Annotated in this window: 14 protein-coding genes; 11 read left to right on the top strand and 3 right to left on the bottom strand. The window is 60.5% G+C overall.

Annotated features, from left to right (window positions below; translation table 11 throughout):
- Together NKI58_RS21600 and NKI58_RS21595 are read left to right on the top strand one after the other, a co-directional pair.
- Positions 1-1,245, top strand: a complete 1,245-nt coding sequence (locus NKI58_RS21600; RefSeq protein ID WP_352570091.1) for a glycosyltransferase — start codon at positions 1-3, stop codon at positions 1,243-1,245.
- On the top strand, positions 1,242-2,420 hold the full coding sequence (locus NKI58_RS21595) for a glycosyltransferase family protein (RefSeq protein WP_352782685.1): 1,179 nt from the start codon (positions 1,242-1,244) through the stop codon (positions 2,418-2,420). The genes NKI58_RS21600 and NKI58_RS21595 overlap by 4 nt, the downstream gene beginning before the upstream one ends.
- Positions 2,421-2,632: 212 nt before the next feature.
- Here NKI58_RS21595 and NKI58_RS21590 read toward each other — a convergent pair whose 3' ends face one another.
- Positions 2,633-3,301 (bottom strand): class I SAM-dependent methyltransferase, encoded by a 669-nt coding sequence (locus tag NKI58_RS21590; RefSeq protein WP_156937317.1) that lies wholly within the window; start codon positions 3,299-3,301, stop codon positions 2,633-2,635.
- 85 nt (positions 3,302-3,386) lie between these two features.
- Here NKI58_RS21590 and NKI58_RS21585 point away from each other — a divergent pair, with 85 nt between their 5' ends.
- The 4 genes from NKI58_RS21585 to NKI58_RS21570 all read left to right on the top strand — a co-directional run bounded on the left by NKI58_RS21585 (position 3,387) and on the right by NKI58_RS21570 (position 8,068).
- On the top strand, positions 3,387-3,752 hold the full coding sequence (locus NKI58_RS21585; RefSeq protein WP_352826760.1) for a hypothetical protein: 366 nt from the start codon (positions 3,387-3,389) through the stop codon (positions 3,750-3,752).
- 17 nt (positions 3,753-3,769) lie between these two features.
- Positions 3,770-6,484, top strand: a complete 2,715-nt coding sequence (locus NKI58_RS21580) for an ABC transporter transmembrane domain-containing protein (RefSeq protein WP_352620929.1) — start codon at positions 3,770-3,772, stop codon at positions 6,482-6,484.
- A 157-nt stretch (positions 6,485-6,641) separates the two neighbouring features.
- A complete protein-coding gene (locus tag NKI58_RS21575) occupies positions 6,642-7,091 on the top strand; it encodes a cyclic nucleotide-binding domain-containing protein (protein WP_023675957.1) in 450 nt (149 codons plus the stop codon).
- 122 nt (positions 7,092-7,213) lie between these two features.
- Positions 7,214-8,068, top strand: a complete 855-nt coding sequence (locus tag NKI58_RS21570; RefSeq protein ID WP_352853738.1) for an MBL fold metallo-hydrolase — start codon at positions 7,214-7,216, stop codon at positions 8,066-8,068.
- 1 nt (position 8,069) lies between these two features.
- Here NKI58_RS21570 and NKI58_RS21565 read toward each other — a convergent pair whose 3' ends face one another.
- Together NKI58_RS21565 and NKI58_RS21560 are read right to left on the bottom strand one after the other, a co-directional pair.
- A complete protein-coding gene (locus NKI58_RS21565; protein WP_352826758.1) occupies positions 8,070-8,894 on the bottom strand; it encodes a polysaccharide deacetylase family protein in 825 nt (274 codons plus the stop codon).
- A complete protein-coding gene (locus NKI58_RS21560; protein ID WP_352782692.1) occupies positions 8,891-9,979 on the bottom strand; it encodes a glycosyltransferase family 4 protein in 1,089 nt (362 codons plus the stop codon). Before NKI58_RS21560 ends, NKI58_RS21565 begins: the two co-directional genes overlap by 4 nt.
- 74 nt (positions 9,980-10,053) lie before the next feature.
- Here NKI58_RS21560 and NKI58_RS21555 point away from each other — a divergent pair, with 74 nt between their 5' ends.
- The 5 genes from NKI58_RS21555 to NKI58_RS21535 all read left to right on the top strand — a co-directional run bounded on the left by NKI58_RS21555 (position 10,054) and on the right by NKI58_RS21535 (position 18,008).
- The gene (locus tag NKI58_RS21555; protein WP_352457190.1) at positions 10,054-11,232 is read left to right on the top strand and encodes a DUF3095 domain-containing protein; all 1,179 of its coding nucleotides are present in this window, start codon (positions 10,054-10,056) and stop codon (positions 11,230-11,232) included.
- A gap of 105 nt (positions 11,233-11,337) precedes the next feature.
- Positions 11,338-12,681, top strand: coding sequence for a nucleotide sugar dehydrogenase (locus NKI58_RS21550; RefSeq protein WP_352620936.1), 1,344 nt, complete (start codon positions 11,338-11,340; stop codon positions 12,679-12,681).
- Positions 12,682-12,726: 45 nt separating this feature from the next.
- Complete coding sequence (locus NKI58_RS21545; RefSeq protein WP_352782697.1) at positions 12,727-14,067, top strand: adenylate/guanylate cyclase domain-containing protein; 1,341 nt, start codon at positions 12,727-12,729, stop codon at positions 14,065-14,067.
- 150 nt (positions 14,068-14,217) lie between these two features.
- On the top strand, positions 14,218-16,113 hold the full coding sequence (locus tag NKI58_RS21540) for an ABC transporter ATP-binding protein (RefSeq protein ID WP_352577375.1): 1,896 nt from the start codon (positions 14,218-14,220) through the stop codon (positions 16,111-16,113).
- Positions 16,110-18,008 carry an ABC transporter substrate-binding protein gene (locus NKI58_RS21535; RefSeq protein ID WP_352620940.1) on the top strand — a complete coding sequence of 633 codons (1,899 nt, stop codon included), beginning with the start codon at positions 16,110-16,112 and terminating at the stop codon, positions 18,006-18,008. The genes NKI58_RS21540 and NKI58_RS21535 overlap by 4 nt, the downstream gene beginning before the upstream one ends.
- The last annotated feature ends 1 nt before the right edge of the window (position 18,009 follow it).

The raw sequence follows: 18,009 nt of genomic DNA, 5'->3' as shown, positions 1-18,009 counted from the left end.
TTGCAACATCGCAAGATCGTCGTGGTTCTGAAGGGTTACCCGCGGCTGTCCGAAACCTTCATCGCGCAGGAACTGCTCGGTCTTGAGCGTGCGGGGTTCGACCTGATACTCGTCGCGCTCAGGCGGCCGACCGACGAAAAACGCCACCCCGTGCATGACGAGATCAAAGCGCCCGTCCATTATCTGCCGGAATATCTGCATGAAGAGCCGCTGCGCGTGCTTCGCTCGCTGTTTGCCTCTCTGCTGCGTCCGGGCTTCTGGCGCGCGCTCGGATCGCTGGCTGCCGATATGCCCCGCGACTTTACGCGCAATCGCGCGCGCCGCTTCGGGCAAGCGCTCGTGCTGTCGGCCGAATGGCCGGAAAACGCGGGCTGGCTGCATGCACATTTCGCGCACACGCCTGCATCGGTGACGCGCTATGCCAGCCAGCTTCGTGGCCTGCCCTGGACCTGCTCGGCCCATGCCAAGGACATCTGGACTTCGGCCGACTGGGATCTGGCCGGCAAGCTTTCCTCGGCGCGCTGGACGGTCACTTGCACGAAAACCGGCTTCGACCGTCTGAAAAAACTCGCTAACGGCAACTCGTCTGTGCATCTGAGCTATCATGGGCTCGACCTTGATCGCTTCGGCAGTTTCGGCGAGGCGCGAAAGCAGCATGACGGCTCGGCTCCGGACGAACCGGTTGTCGTTCTGAGTGTCGGGCGCGCCGTTGAAAAGAAAGGTTACGATACGTTGCTGGAGGCCCTTGCCCTGTTGCCCGGCGATTTGGCGTGGCGTTTCGAGCATATCGGCGGCGGCGAAGAACTGGAACGGTTCAAGTCGCTGGCGCAAAAGCTCGGCCTGGATGGTCGCGTCTCTTGGAAAGGCGCGCTTGCGCAGGAGGAGGTGCTTGAGCACTACCGCCGCGCCGACATCTTCGCGCTGGCCTGCAGGATCACCGCAAATGGCGACCGCGACGGTCTGCCGAACGTTCTGGTGGAGGCGGCTAGCCAGCGGCTTGCCTGCGTGTCGACCGATATTTCCGGCGTGCCGGAGCTTTTATCGCCGGATGAAACCGGGTTGCTGGTTCCGACGGAAAACCCGATTGCCCTGGCACAGGCGCTGGAGCGCCTGATCCGTGATCCCGTGCTCCGCGACCGCCTCGGCGACGCCGCAGAGCGGCGCGTGCGCGGCAATTTCGATCATATGGCAAGCATTGGACAGCTCAAGGAACTGTTCGAGCGGGAGTGGCGGGCCGCCGAATGAAGCGGCTGCGCGCTTTCTTCTATGTCCAGCACCTGCTCGGCATCGGCCATCTCGCGCGCGCCAGCCGCATTGCGGCGGCTCTGGTCGATGACGGGTTTGACGTTACCGTCGTGACCGGCGGAGCGCCGATCGCTGGGTTTCCGGGACTGGGTGTACAATCTGTAACCCTGCCACCTGTCACCTCCGGTGATGAAGGATTTTCGGGACTTGTCGACCTGCAAGGCAACCCGATCGACGATGATTTCAAGAAATGGCGTTCAGAGATGCTGCTGCAGGCATTCCGGGATTGCAGGCCTGATATCGTCATTGTCGAGGCGTTTCCATTTGGACGCCGGCAGATGCGTTTCGAACTCTTGCCGCTGATCGAGGCCATCGACGCGACGTCGCCCAGACCGCTGCTGGCGACGTCCGTCCGTGATATCCTCCAGGAGCGCGTCAAGCTGGGCCGAAACGAGGAAACGGTCGATCTCATCAACAGGCATTTCGATCTTGTTATGGTCCACGGCGATCCGGCTTTCGCAACCATCGACAAGACATTTCCACTGGCTGGGGCGATCAGGGCCGAGGTCACCTACACGGGGCTCGTTGCCGCGCCGCCATCGCCCGCGGCCTCCGAGCGCTTCGACGTTCTGGTGTCGGTTGGCGGCGGGGCTGCCGGAAAGAGCCTTGTCAGATCCACCATCGCAGCGGCGCGGAATGCCAACAACGCTTGGAAATGGTGTTTGATCACCGGCCCAAACCTGCCGAAAGACGAGGTTGACGCGATCGCACGCGATGCCACGCCGGGCCTGTCCATCTTCCGGTTCCGCGAGGATTTCGCCAGCCTGCTGACCGGCGCCCGCCTGTCAGTCTCGCAGGCGGGTTACAACACGGTCTGCGATGTCCTGCGCGCGGGTTGTCGCTCCCTGCTCGTCCCATTTGCAGCTGGCGGGGAAACCGAACAGACGGTTCGCGCCCTGATGCTCGAAGAACTCGGTCTTGCAACGGTGCTGATGGAAAAGGACCTGACGCCTGAAGGTTTGGCGCAAGCGATCGAACAAGCGCTTGTGGAACCGACGCCATCCGCGCATCGTCTCGATCTGGAAGGCGCGCGTCGCTCCGCGCAAATCCTGCGCGAGCGGCATCGAACATGGTCCCTAAATGTGGGGCCCGGTTTCGGAAAAGTTCATGATTGAACAGACGATAGATCCTAGAGCGGTTCATCGTTTCACGCAGAACCGCTCTGTCTCTTTGTTTTGACGCAATTCCGGACGGAAAGCCGTTTCCACACTTTCCTGCAAATGCTCTAACGCGCGTCGCGTCTGGTGAGATTCGTGCGACGCGCTTCAAGTCCTGTTTTATGCGTGTCGTTGTCCCAAAACCGCTACGCGCTTTTGGGCGAAATGCATTAAACAGTTCCAATCAGCATGAAGCGCGTATAATTTTTTGTCGGCAGTTCGCCGGAGAACCGCACCTCCCGTAGCGCCGCCATTTCCTCGAAGGCTGCAAGCGAAGCCACGCAGTTGATGTGCGTCGGCTCGCTGAAATAATCGTTCGATTGCAGCAGTACATTCGTGCCCGGCGGAAGCAGAGCAAGCCAGGCGCGCAGATCCGCTATGTGTTCGCAGCTCGTATTGACTATCAGATCGGGCCGCCCGGCCGCATAGTCGAGTGCGTACATATCTGCCGTCAGCGCCCGGAACCGGTCGCCGGCTTCCCGGTTGAGGGTCCGGGCGACCGGCGCGACTTCGGGGTCGATGTCGATGCTATCGACCGCCGCGATGTCGAAGCGGGCGTCGTTGAAAAGCATTGCCGGCAATACGCCGTACCATCCACCCAGAACCCATATGCGCCCGAAGCGGCCGCCGCCGCTTTCGAACAGCCTATCGAGCGCCCACATCTTGCAGGCGACCTGCTTGTGGTTGAAGGCGTTGGCGATATCGGCCTTCGGATGCTTGGCGACGACGCGCGCCAGCCCTGCCACGAGAGGGCAGTTGACATAAGCAGCAATTCCCCGCGTGAGGTCCAAGGCTTGCTCGTGCCAGTCCATGGCATTGCGTGGTTGCGTGACATCCATCATAATTCGTCTTGTATGTTGGGATTTTGGGCGACACAACGCAATCTTGCCTCCCGCAAGACTGTTTGATTCCGCGGACGTGATCATGCTGCAAGCCGCTTGGCTATTGCCCGGTGCCGGAGAGAGCCTGTTGCATCTGTCCGGATCATCGGCGTCCATCCGCCAGCACCAGCCGCGCAGCTGCGGCCTCGTGCTGCTCGGCTGTTCGCCAAAGCCCTACGAAAGCCGCGGACCGTTTGGCCAGCTGCTTTCTTCGCCGATCAACAATGCCCATGTCGTTGCCATCGACCATGCGCCGGAACTGGATCGCGCCGCCTCGCAGATTCCTTGCATCGTTGAGCGCAGGACAATGTCCGTGCACAGCAGCTTCGAGCTTGTCGTTGGCGATGAAGAAATTGCCGATACGCCATTCGCCAGCAGGTGCTTTTACATCCTGCATCCTTCCAACTGAAGGGTCCACAGCCACATATGGAAGCCAGCCTAGCCCGCTATATCTGGACGCACACCAAGAAGCAGCAGCTCTGGATATTGATGATCGTCGTGCTTTCGATGATCCCGTATTTCATGTCCTTCGACCTGCCGAAGCTGATCGTCAACGGACCGATCCAAGGTCGCGGCTTCGAGCAACCGGGCGCGACCCAGCCATTCATGAGGCTACACTACAACCTGCCGTTCATTGGAGAGGTCCAGTTCTTCTCCGGTTTTCAGCTCGACCGCGAGGAGACCCTGTTTGCCCTGAGCCTTGTGTTCCTCTTGCTAGTCGTCATCAACGGCCTGTTCAAATTCTACATCAACACCTACAAGGGCCGCCTCGGCGAACGCATGCTGCGGCGTATCCGCTTCGATCTGGTCGACCGTGTGCTGCGTTTTCCGCCAGTTTACTTCAAGCGGGTGAAATCCGCCGAAGTGGCGACCATGGTGAAGGACGAGGTGGAGCCGCTGGGCGGCTTCATCGGCGACGCCTTCCTGCAGCCGGTACTGCTCGGCGGCCAAGCGCTGACGGCCATGCTGTTCATCATGATCCAGAACGTCTGGCTCGGAATGATAGCGGTCGTGATCGTGGCGATCCAGATCGTGCTCATCCCGCGAATGCGGCGGCGGCTGATCGTGCTCGGGCGCCAACGGCAGTTGACGGCGCGCGCGCTTTCGGGCCGGGTTGGCGAAATCGTCGACGGCATCGGCGCGGTTCACGTCCACGATACATCAAACTACGAGCGCGCCGACATAGCTGCCCGGCTCGGGCTCATCTTCAAGATCCGCTTCGATCTTTACCAATGGAAATTCATGGTGAAGTTCCTCAACAATTTTCTCGCGCAGCTCACGCCCTTTCTGTTCTACATGATCGGCGGGTATCTGGTCCTCCAGGGGCGGCTGGACGTCGGCCAGCTCGTGGCCGTGATCGGCGCCTACAAGGACCTGCCCGGACCGATGAAGGAACTGATCGACTGGGATCAGGATCGGCAGGATGTCCAGGTCAAATATCAACAGGTCGTTGAACAGTTCACCGTCGAAGGTCTCATCGCGCCGAAAATCGGGGTATTGACGATCGACGATCCCGATCCGATGACCAAGCCGCTGTCGGCGATCAATCTGTCCGTAGCAGACGATGGCGGTGCAATGCTCCTTAACCGTATCTCCCTCCAGGTCAAGCCGGGTGAGACGGTGGCACTGGTCAGTACCGCAACAGGTGGAGCGGAGGCGCTTGCAGAAGCCTTCGCGCGGCTGAACTGGCCGGACAGCGGAAGGGTCGCTTCGGGCACCGACGACCTGCTTGAACTCCCCGAAGCAGTAACCGGCCGGCGCATGTCGTATGCCTCGTCGGATGTTTTCCTGTTCCAGGCAAGCCTCCGCGACAACCTGCTCTACGGGTTGAAGCATGCGCCGCTGACATCGGTGCCTTATGACGGTGCTGCGGCAGATCAGCACCGCTGGAACATTCACGAGGCGCGCCGGTCGGGCAATCCGGATCTTGATATCCACAGCGACTGGATCAACTATGCTTCCGCTGGCGCTACCGGCCCGCACGACCTCTTTGAAGCCGTGCGCCGGGTGCTCGACGCGGTTGTTCTGTCGCGTGACATTCTGGATCTCGGCTTGCGCTCTTCGGCCGATCTCACGCGTCACACGGAGCTTGCCAGGCGGATCGTCGAACTGCGTGCGGCGCTGCGGACCCGGCTGGAACAAGAGGGGCTGAGCGCACTGGTGGTTCCTTTCGAACCGGGCGCCTACAACAAGGAAGCAACGATCGGCCAAAACCTGCTCTTCGGCGCTGCCGCCGGCCCCGAACTGGCCGACAGGGCCCTGGCGGCCAATCCCTATTTTGCTTCCGTGCTGAGGCAAGCCGGCCTCGACCGCACGCTCTACGAAATGGGCTTGGAGATCGCCAAACAGGCGATCGAGCTGTTTGCCGACCTGCCGCCCGATCACCAGTTCTTCCAGCAGCTCGCCTTCATGAGCGCGGAGGAGATACCCGCCTACGAAACCTTGCTGCAACGGCTCAAGAACCGTCCCTACGAGGCGGTTTCGGAGAACGATCGCGCCATGATCGTCACCTTGAGCTTTGCCTACATCGAGCCCCGGCATCGCTTCGGCCTGCTGAGCGACGAGCTGATGAGCAAGATCGTCGCTGCACGCAACCGGTTCTATGAAGACCTGCCGCCCGAGCTGCACAATGCGGTCGAACGGTATGATCCTGCCAAATACATTGCCGCGGCCACCGTCATGGATAATGTCCTGTTCGGGCGTGTGGGCAACAATCATCCCGACGCGCCCGACCGCATACGCTCCATCGTCTATGACATTCTTGACGAACTGGGGCTTTATGGCGAACTTCTGGATGTCGGCCTGGACTTCAACGTCGGCTCCGGCGGCAGGCGGCTGACCGGTGGACAGCGACAGAAGCTCGATGTTGCCCGGGCCTTGCTCAAGCGTCCCGATTTTCTCATTCTCAACCGGCCGCTGTCGGCGCTCGACCAGCGCATGCAGGATAAGGTGCTGCGAAATGTGCTCGAGGAAGCCAGGCGCGACGGCCATTCGCCGGCAATTGTGTGGGTCGTGACGAATCCGGCAATGGCGATGATGTTCGATCGCGTTATCGTCTTCGACTCGGGTCAATTGGCGGAAGACGGAACACACGAGACACTTTTGGCAGGGAACGGTATCTTCAAGGAACTGTTGTCATAGAGTAACGGACATTCAGATGGGATCATTCTGCCGGTGCACGACATCGGGCTCGCCACCTTTCGCGTGGTTTGTCTCGCCATCCCGGAAAGAGAATTGATTCCATCTGGGCGTCCGTTGCTCTAGTCTGGCAAACGCGAATTTTGGAAGGTTTGCGACAATGCTGCTCAAGGATGAAGTTGGAATGCTGCAACGCGTTCCCTTGTTCTCTGCCATCGAGCCGACAAAGCTCAAGCTGCTTGCGTTCACATCCGATCGTGTGAGCTACAGCGCCGGCCAGATCCTTTTCCGGCAGGGCGACGAGGGAGACGCCGCCTATGTCATCCTTTCAGGCAGGGCGGATATTCTTGTCGATTCCGACAGCGGACCGATAAAAGTTGCCGAACTGGAGCCAAATTCGATCGTTGGCGAGATCGCCATATTGTGCAACAGCTCCCGCACTGCCACCGTCAGAGCGGCAAGTCCGCTGGAAGCCCTGAGAATCCGCAAGGATCATTTCCTGAGGCTTATGAGGGAGTTCCCGGAAATGACCATCGAGATATTGCGGGTTCTTGCCGATCGCCTAAGCCATACGACCGCGGATCTGATCGACGCACGAAGCGCCAAATAACGAAGGACGTGCGCTGGATCCTCGCCGTCGTGACGGCACTGTCCTCTCGCTGAGAAGATCACCCGGAGAAAGCCTGTCTCGCTTAGCAGCAGTTGTTTGGATATGATGGGCGAAGGGGTAGCATGGACGACAACGTTTTCCTGGTCAGGTTTTGGGGTGTCCGCGGCAGCATTTCGGTATCAGGGCCAGAATTCTCTCGCTATGGCGGCAACTCAATCTGCGTCGAGATGCGATGCGGTAAGCATACGCTTCTGTTCGACGCAGGCTCTGGCCTACGGCCTGCCGGCGCGGCGCTTCAGGCGTTGGGCGTGACCGATTTCGACCTGCTTTTCACCCATTGCCATTACGATCACATCATCGGGCTGCCGTCTTTTGCGCCGATCTATGACCGGGGCGCCAAGGTTACGCTTTGGTCCGGGCATCTTGCAGGACACATGACGACCCGGCAGATGGTCGATGAGTTCATGCGGCCGCCGTGGTTTCCGGTGAAACTGGAGGCCTGCAAGGCAAGCCTCGACTATCGCAATTTCGTATCCGGAGACGTGCTTCGCCCGCGCGAAGGGGTGGTGGTCCGAACCGGCAGTCTTATGCACCCGGGCGGCTGCATAGGCTACCGGGTCGAATGGGGCGGCGGCGTCGTGGCGGTGATCACAGACACTGAGCACGAGCCGGACAAACTCGATCAGGCGGTGCTCGGCCTGATCGAAGATGCCGACCTCGTCATTTACGATTGCACCTACACCGAGGAGGAAATGGAACGCCGCCGCGGTTACGGGCACTCGACGTGGCAACAGGGCGTCAAGCTCTGTGAGGCGGCCGGTGCGCGGAGGCTTGCGCTGTTTCACCACGATCCGACACGCACCGACAAGGAACTGGACAAGATCCAGAAACTGGCCAAGGACAGGTTTACCGGCGCTTTTGCCGCGCGGGATGGCCAGACGCTCAAACTTCCAGTCTCATTGCGCAAAAGGCGCTGAGCTATTTTCCTCTATCTCTTTGTTTTGACGCAATTCCGGACGGAAACCGTTCATACTTTCCTGGAATTGTTCTACCGGCGCTGCGCCCGATCAATGTCCTGATCGGAAGCCATGCGCAGGCTTCAGTCTGTGCGGTGACTGTGAACAGCCGTTCGAGGAAGAGCCAGGCCGATTCATCATGTACGAGATGGTGGGTGAGCAGGCCCACCGGTTCGCCCCCATCGAATGCATGCTGCAATTGCGCGATGATAGCCTGAACCAATAGGCCATGATCGCGGCAGCCGCGCGTGCCATGCCAATCCATGATGTCGACATTGCTGTTGATGACCGCAAGTGAAGCCGGCCTTGGCGGCCCATAGACCGACAATGCCGAAAATCCTATCGATCCAAGGTCGGATACCAAGCCGGCGTCGATCCTGTTCCAGGGTGGCACCAGCATCGGAACGGCACGTGCGCCGTGCAGGCCGGTTACGTGCGCCAGCCCGCGAGCCAGATCATCGAGCACCGCCTCGCGTGGCCGATGCGCGCCGAGCTCCTGCTTCTTCTGGCCCTCGGGCGCAGGATTTCGGTGCGCCCAGCCATGGATGGCGACCGTGGCATGCGGCGCCTCGTCAAGCCGAACGACAAGCTTCTCGTCAGTCAGGGCGGGAATGACGGCCAGAGTCACCGGAACCGCGAATTCACCGGTGAGGTCGAGCAACCGATCAAGCGCAGGCGTCGGATCCACGGCGTCATCGTCGCGCAGCCAGAACTCTGCCTTACGGTCCGCCCGTTGCCGGCTCGCCAGTTCCTCCACCAAGGGTTGCCAGATTTGATCGGATGTCATGAGATGGGGATCTTCGCAAGAAGTTCGGCCAGACGCGCCGCTGCAGCACCGAGAGAACGTTCTTCGAGGATGAAACGTCTGGCTTCTGCGGCCATGATGGATCTTTCGTCGTTACGGGCCAGAAGCCTTTCAATGGCAGAAGCGAACGCCGCCACATCGTCCGGCGGGGTGAGAAACCCGGCCTGGCCATCCCGGACGACCTCCGGCACGCCGGCGACGTCCTGAGCCACAACCGGAAGGCCGGCGGCCTGTGCTTCAAGATAGGCAACGCCATAGGCCTCGCCGAAACCCGGCCAGACGTAAATTCCCCCACTGTAGAGGACATCCGGCACGGCGGCTGGCTCAATCGCGCCAAGCCATTCGATACGCTCGGCGGGCAAGCCGGCGAATTGCGCTTTGATCTCCTCGCGGGCAGGTCCGTCCCCGACGACCGACATGGTCCAGGGCAGGTGACCGATCGAACCGAGCGCCTGCGCCAGCATGCGATAGCTTTCGAGTTTGTCGCCCGGGCGCATCATGGCGACGGTAACGAGGCGCGTCGGACAACCCCGTGCCGGCGTTTCCCGGAATAGCGATGTGTCGATGAAGGGCGAAAGCATGCCGAAAGCGGCGTCGGGTACCGCATCTGCCAGTCCCTGACGATCCCTTTGCGTGAAGCAGATGTTCAGCGCCGCCTGTTCGACGGCTCGCGCCACCAACGCTTGCGTATCGGCCCACAAACCGGTGTTGCGCCGCCTCGAATAGGAGGCTTCCGCTGTCACATAGGGGACACCAAAGGCCAACGCCAGTTCGGGCCCGATCAGGTCGGGCGCCTTGTAATAGGGATGATAGGTGAACCACAGATCGGGCTTGCCGTCACGATCCCAAAGCCTTGCCAGCCGCGCGGCTTCCTCCCGGGCCTCGATCTTGAGCGCATCGAAACTTTTCGAATCCGGTTCGCGTAGATAGAAGCGCAATTCGGATGCCAGTTCGACGCTATGTCCTCCATGCTCCAGCGCCTTGACCAGCATCCGTGCCATCTGGCGGTCGCCGGAGGCAACGGGATGATTGGGCGACTTCAGCGGCGCATAGAAGGCAATTCGCATCCCCGGACCCTATCATCGGAAAGCCTGCGCAAGTCAATTTCGAAGCATGATCGACTTCACCCTCAAGCACTGGAATGTGCTATCTGATGCTCATGGAAACCGCTGCCGCGTCCGATCCGTTTGTTGCTTCTCTGCCGGTCTTCGCAAAGTTTGAAAGCGTTGCCGATATTGATAACTATCGGCCTCTCCCCGATGGCTGGGCGCTGGCCACCGCAGACATCGTCGGCTCGACCAAGGCGATCGAGGCGGGGCGCTATAAAACCGTCAATATGGCCGGTGCCAGCGTCATTTCGGCGCTGCTCAATGCGCTGGGTAGGCAAGATCTTCCCTTTGTCTTCGGCGGCGACGGCGCGCTCGTGGCGTTTCCCGGCTCGGCGCTGGAGATCACCCGCAACGCGCTGGCGGCTGTCCAGAGATGGGTGGCGGACGAACTGGATCTGACCTTGCGTGCCGCAATCGTGCCGATAAAGGATATAAGAGCGCAAGGCCTCGACGTTCGCGTGGCGAGGTTCCAGGCCTCCGATGCGGTCTTCTATGCCATGTTCGCCGGAGGTGGCGGCAGTTGGGCGGAAGCCGAGATGAAAGCGGGGCGCTACCGCATCGATCCTGCGCCGGCCGGCGCGCGGCCGGACCTGACCGGCCTCTCGTGCCGCTGGAACCCGATCGAAGCCCGGCATGGCGAAATCGTCTCGATCATAGCCATACCGGGGGCGTCGCGCGACTTGCGCGGTTTTCAGTTTCTGGTTTCCGACATCATCGCCCTTGCCGGCAGGCAGGAACGCGATGGCCACCCGGTGCCGGTGAACGGGCCGGACTACAGTTTGCTGCCCGCCGGCCTCGATATCGAGGCGCGGGCCACGGCGCCGGCAGGACGGCGGTGGCTGTCGAAGCTGTGGATAGTGTTCCTGATGACGCTTACGGCTGTTACGGATAGATATGGCTGGACGATCGGCAGATTCGATCCGAAGATCTACAAACGCGAAGTGGCCAGCAATTCGGATTTCCGGAAGTTCGACGATGGCTTGAAGATGACCATCGACGTTGACGCGGATGTGTTGCAACGGATCGAGAACCGGCTGAAACAGGCGGAAGAGGCGGGCATCTGCAACTATGGCCTGCACCGCCAGAAATCGGCCTTGATGACATGCCTCGTCGCATCGCCGCTGCAGCGCGATCACGTTCATTTCATCGATGGCGCCGCCGGCGGCTATGCGATGGCTGCCGCAAGCCTTAAGGCGAAGGTGCCGGTCTGACGGCTTGCGGACATCGATTTTCCGCAATATGCCTCGGGGCTCTTGTGAGCGGTGAGCCTCACCATGGAAGCGGACGGCCTGTCCGAATTGACGGGAAGCAGATTTTTGGACGCCTCACGATCGACATATGACCGTCTTCTGAACCGGATTTCGACGCGTGCCGCGCAAGTCGGCGTGATCGGACTGGGCTATGTCGGGTTGCCGCTGGCGGTTGCGATCGCACGCGCCGGCTTCCCTGTTTGCGGCTTCGACATCGAAGCCCAAAAGGTCGAGAGCCTGAACAACGGACAATCCTACATCGAGGCGGTGACGTCGACAGCCCTTGCCGGCCAGGTGGCGAGCGGACGGTTCCGCGCCACTGCGGATTTTGCCGAACTGGCCGTCTGCGATGTCATCATCATCTGCGTTCCGACACCACTGACGAAACACCGCGAGCCGGATCTCTCCTTTGTCAGGAACACCGCAGGCACCATCGCGAAGCATCTGCGTCTCGGCCAGCTGATCGTGCTGGAATCGACCACCTATCCCGGCACCACCGACGACGTGATCAAGCCCATCCTGGAAAAAATCGGCTTGCAGTCAAGGATAGACTTCTTCCTCGGCTTCTCGCCCGAACGCGAGGATCCCGGCAACCGCAGCTTTGAAGTCGCGACGATCCCCAAGGTCGTGGCAGGTGACGGCATTGAAGCGGCGACGCTCGTGCAGGCTTTCTACCATGGCGTGGTCAAGACCGTCGTTCCGGTTTCCACCACGGCGACCGCCGAGGCGGTCAAGCTGACGGAAAACATCTTCCGCTCGGTCAACATAGCCCTCGTCAACGAGTTGAAGATCGTGCTCGGTGCGATGGGAATCGACATCTGGGAGGTGATCGAGGCGGCAAAGACCAAGCCCTTCGGCTACATGCCTTTCTATCCTGGCCCTGGACTTGGCGGGCATTGCGTTCCGATCGATCCCTTCTACCTGACGTGGAAGGCTCGCGAATACGAACTGCCGACCCGCTTCATCGAGCTGGCGGCAGAGATCAACACGGCCATGCCACGTCATGTGGTCGATGAACTGGCGAAGGCGCTGGACCGGCGCTGCGGCAAGGCGCTCAGCCGCTCGCGCATTCTCATCATCGGGCTCGCCTATAAGAAGAATGTGCCCGACATCCGCGAAAGCCCCTCATTGCGGCTCATTGAACTCATCGAGGAATGGGGCGGCAAGGCGGAATTCCACGATCCGCATGTTACCGAAATCCCGGCCACACGGGAGCATATGGCGATCAAGGGGCGTCGCTCGGTCGAATTGACCGAGGTGACCTTGAAGGATTTCGACGCTGTCGTCGTTGCAACCGACCACGACGCGATCGACTATCAGGCGATCGCGGATCACGCTCTACTGATCGTCGACACACGCAATATTTTTGGCCGCCTCGGGCTAGCCCGAGAGACGGTGGTGAAGGCCTGACGGCGTCCGAGCCGGCGAATTTGTGCAAGGAGATTTCGAGATAGCATGAGCACAGCGCAAGCAGAAATTTCTGCCATTCTCATGGATAAGGTTGCCGATTGGCTGACCCAATCGGCGTTGGCGGGCGACGACCTGGAAACATTGGTAAGGGGCTTTTGTGAACGGCTGGCTGCTGCCGGCCTGCCGTTGAAGCGGGTGCATTTGAGCTTTTCGATGCTTCATCCGCTTTATGACGCGCTCGGCTTCACCTGGCTCCGCGGCCAGGGCCTGGAAGTGGAAGGCTTCCGCAAGGAGAACGGCGTTCATTCCGACAGATTCCTGACCAGCCCATACTACCATCTGCTCAGCCACAAGCTCGACCATCTGCGGCGTCGGCTCGACCCGTCGGTGCCGTCGGAATTTCCTGTTTTCGATGACCTCAAGCTGATGGGCGTCACCGATTACATGGCTTTCGTCCATCCCTTCAGCGGCAACACCAGTCAGGGCATGATCGGGTCTTGGTCCACCGACAGTGCTGCAGGCTTCAGCGACAGCATGATTTCGGCGCTGCTGCGCATCCAGAACCATCTCGCTATCGCAACCAAGATGGCGGTGCTCACCAAGCTTGCCGACAACATGATGACCACTTATCTCGGCGGCGACGCCGGCAGGCGCGTGCTCGACGGCCAGATCAAGCGCGGCGAGGGTGATACAATCCGGGCGGCACTGGTCATGGGCGACATGCGCGGGTCGTCAAGACTTGCCGAAACCTCCGGCCGCGAAGTCTATATCGATACGCTGAACCAGTTTTTCGACGCCGCTGCTGCACCTTTCAATCGCAAGGGCGGGCAGATCATGAGTTTCATAGGTGATGGCTTCATTGCCGTCTACCCTTGCGCAAGGCACCGTTCACAGTCCGAGATCGCCTGCCAGGCTGCTCTTGCAGCAGCGCACAAGGCCACCGCGCGCATGATGGATCTCAATCTGCGCAGAAAGCAGCAGGGATTGAGCGACATAAGCTATGGTATCGGCCTGCATGTCGGCAATGTGATGTTCGGCAATGTCGGGCTTACCGACCGGCTCACATTCTCTGTCTTCGGCTCGGCTGTAAACGAGGTCCAGCGCCTCCAGACCCTGACCAAGAAATATCCGCACAGCGTTCTCGCCAGCAAAGATTTCGCCAGCTATTGCGGCGCCAACAACTGGCTGGCGCTCGGCATGGAGGAACTGGCGGGCATCAGGCAGAAGCTAACGGTGCTTTCACCCGATTTGTCGGGTGCTCTCTCGCTCGACGAAGACGGTGCGCTGGAGCCGATTTACGACCGCATATCGGACGCCGAGCAGGTCATGCTGCTTCATCGCAATGCCGCGCGGCCGTCCGCGGGCGACCCGAGGAAGCTCCAGTAACCGCCACGCTCTGATCCGAACGCGTTTGGTATGCAGTCCCGGTCGCCGGTTCCGCCAGGGAACTGGCGACTGTTCGAATCCAAGTTGCTCTAGGCTGGCAATGCGATAGTCTCGCCTTCTGGACCTGCCAGAGTGGGGGCTGGTGTGAGAATGAATTTGGGCGTTGATCTGCTGCGGATCGAGGATGTTGGCATCTCTTTTGCCATTATAGGGGGACCGTTGCATGCCGTCAGGCGTGCAAATCTTCGCGTCCTGCCCGGCAAGGTTACCGCGCTTGTGGGCGAGTCCGGTTCCGGAAAATCGGTTCTCAGCCAGGCAGTGATGGGCATTTTGCCGAACACAGCCCATGTTCGCGGCCGTATCCTGTTTTCCGATCCTGAAAAGCCCGGCACGACGCAGGATATCCTGCAGATGCCGCGTGACGGACCCGAAATCCGGGCGTTGAGAGGCAGCCGCATCGGCAAAATATTTCAGGAGCCGATGACATCACTGTCGCCGCTGCATACGATCGGCAATCAGGTGAGCGAATCCCTGCAGATTCATACGCCAATGGCTTGGGTGGAGCGCAAGGCGCGGACCGAGGAAATGCTCGGACTTGTCGGCTTTCCCAACCCCAAGCGCGCCTATGACATGTATCCCTTTGAACTTTCGGGAGGATTGCGTCAACGCGCCATGATCGCCATGGCGCTTATCTGCCGGCCCGCGCTGTTGATCGCCGACGAGCCGACGACGGCGTTGGACGTCACCATCCAGGCGCAAATCCTGCAATTGCTGCGCGAGCTTCAGACGAAGCTGAACATGGCGATGCTGCTGATCACGCACGATCTTGGCGTAGTCGCCAACGTCGCCGACGAGGTGGTGGTCATGTACCATGGCGAGATCATGGAAGCGGGACCTGTGGAGGCGATATTCCGCCGGCCGGGCCACCCTTACCTGAAGGGCCTGATGGCAGCCGTTCCGCATTTCGACCTGAAGCCCGGCGAAAGGCTAAAGGCGCTCCGCGAGGTGCCGGTGAATGTCGGGAACCTGCTCGGCAAGCAGACGGCGCCGGCATCGAAGGGGCCGGACGACATCCTGCTGTCGGTCAGGGATCTGACAAAGACCTTCACGATCCGCAAGTCCGGATGGTTCGGCGGAGATCATCAAACCTCTGTTCGCGCCGTGGACGGCGTGAGCTTTGATATCAGGCGGGGTGAGTGCCTGGGTCTTGTCGGCGAAAGCGGCTCCGGCAAAACCACCGTCAGCAAGATCCTCATGCGGGCTGTCACCCCTAGCGGCGGCTCTGTGATCTTCAATGGCCGCGATGGTCCGATCGACGTCTTGGAAGCCGAGGGAGACGCCCTGCGCATGCTGCGCGCGAAAATCCAGATGGTCTTCCAGGATCCGGTTTCGTCGCTTTCACCCCGCATGACGGTGGAGAACATTTTGAGCGAGCCGCTGGAAATCCATCGACGTGGCAATGCCGCGTCCCGACTCGCCACGGTCAAGAGCCTGATGCAGGCAATCGGGCTCGACCCGCGCTTCATAAAGCGTTATCCGCATAGTTTCTCCGGCGGGCAGCGTCAGCGTATCGGCATCGCGCGCGCGTTGGCGCTGGGGCCTGAACTCCTGATCTGCGACGAGCCGGTTTCGGCACTCGATGTCTCTGTCCAGGCGCAGATCCTGAACCTTCTGAAGGACCTGCAGAAGGAACTGGGCCTGACCTACCTGTTCATATCCCACAACCTGGCGGTGGTGGACTACATGGCAGACCGCATCGCGGTGATGTGCGGCGGGCGTATCGTCGAGCTCGCGCCGCGCGAAATTCTGCTTAGGAAACCGGTCCACCCCTACACGCGCTCACTGGTCGCCGCAGTACCTTTCCCCGATCTCGACAGGCCGATGGATTTCAAGACGCTGAAACTCAGCGGCGCTTCCGACACCAGCGCATGGGGACCGCAATTCCGCGACGAGGGCGACGAGGACATGCTGTCGCCGCTCGATCTTGGCGGCGGCCACCTCGTGCTGGCCCGAAGTTCGGCCGATGTCAGCGAGCTACGCCATTGATCAGCCGGCGCACCGTCCTTGGACTCATGGCTTCGGCATTTCTGCCGGGCACGTTGCGCGCCGGCGATCTGGAGCCGGAATTTCTTGAGCCGCAGCTGAAGGCCAGAGCGCTGCCGGCACTCGCCGAACGCCTGCCCAAGCGCCCGCGCGCGTTGAATCTCGCTGCGATGGGCCGGCAGCCCGGCCAATATGGCGGCACGCTGCGTACGATCATCGGCAGCCAGAAAGATATCCGGATGATGACGATCTACGGGTACGCTCGCCTGGTCGGCTATGACGAAAAGCTTAACCTGCAAGCCGACATTCTCGAAAGTTTCGATGTAGCGGATGATCGTGTCTTCACTTTCAAGATACGAGAAGGACATAAATGGTCTGACGGTAGCCTGCTGACGTCGGAGGATTTTCGCTATTGCTGGGAAGATGTCTGGCTGAACGATGAGCTTTCGCAAGGCGGGCTTGCCCCGGCCCTGCTGGCGGACGGCAAGCCGCCACGCTTCGAGATCGTCGATCCGTTGACGGTCCGCTATAGTTGGGATGCGCCCAATCCCGACTTCCTGCCCAAGCTCGCCGCTGCTTCGCCCCTATCGCTTGTTCTGCCGGCCGCCTATCTCAAGCAGTTCCACAAGAAATACCAGGATCCATTCCGGCTCGCCGGCCTAATGAAGGAGAACCGGGCCCAGAAATGGACGCTCTTGCATATCCGCATGTCGCGGCAGTATCGCCCGGAGAACCCGGAACTGCCGACGCTCGATCCCTGGCAGAACCGGACCAAGCCGCCGGCTGAGCAGTTCGTCTTCGAGCGGAACCCGTTCTTTCATCGAATAGACGAGAATGGCCGGCAACTGCCCTATGTCGACCGGATTGTCATGAATGTCAGCTCGTCGGCGATCATTTCCGCCAAGACCGGTGCGGGCGAGAGCGACCTGCAAGGCATGGGAATTGACTTCACCGATTACTCCTTCCTGAAGGATGCGGAGAAGCGCTACCCGGTGAAGATGCATCTCTGGAAACGCACACAAGGTTCGCGGCTGGCGCTGCTGCCCAATCTGAATTGTGCCGACCAGGTGTGGCGTGGCCTTTTTCGTGACGTGCGCGTGCGCCGCGCACTTTCGCTCGCTGTGGACAGGCGCGAGATCAATTTGGCTGTGTTCTACGGATTGGCGCAGGAAAGTGCCGATACGGTCCTGCCGGAGAGCCCGCTCTACCGGCCGGAATTCGCGAAAGCCTGGGTCGCCCATGATCCCGACCAGGCCAATGCCCTGCTCGACGAGGTCGGGCTTCAGGCGCGTGACGATGACGGCCTGCGGATACTTCCCGACGGACGCTCGGCGCAGCTCGTAGTGGAAACGGCCGGCGAAAGCACGCTGGAAACCGACGCGCTCGAGCTCATCACCGATCACTGGCGCAAGATCGGCATCGCCCTGTTCATCCGGACTTCGCAGCGCGACATCTTCCGCAGCCGCGCGCTTGGTGGCCAGATCATGATGTCGATGTGGTCGGGCATCGACAATGGCGTGCCGACCGCCGACATGAACCCCTACCAACTGGCCCCAACCGTCGATGACCAGCTGCAATGGCCGCTCTGGGGTGCTCACTACTTGTCCCGTGGCAAGGTCGGCGAAGCGCCCGATCTTCCGCCCGTGGTCGAGTTGATGGCTTTACTCAAGCGCTGGAACGCATCGACCGAAGCCACGGAGCGCGCCGAGATCTGGAATTCAATGCTGTCGATCTATACCGATCAGGTGTTTTCGATCGGCACGGTAAACGGAACGCATCAGCCGGTTCTGGCATCCTCGCGGCTGCGCAATCTGCCTGACAAGGCGCTCTACGGCTACGACCCGACCGCCTATTTCGGTGTCTATATGCCGGATACATTCTGGCTTGGAGAGTCCTGAG

Origin of the sequence: Mesorhizobium sp. M0522 (assembly GCF_040321085.1) — a bacterium.
GTDB lineage: Bacteria > Pseudomonadota > Alphaproteobacteria > Rhizobiales > Rhizobiaceae > Mesorhizobium.
This window is presented reverse-complemented; position numbering and strand designations above follow the sequence as displayed.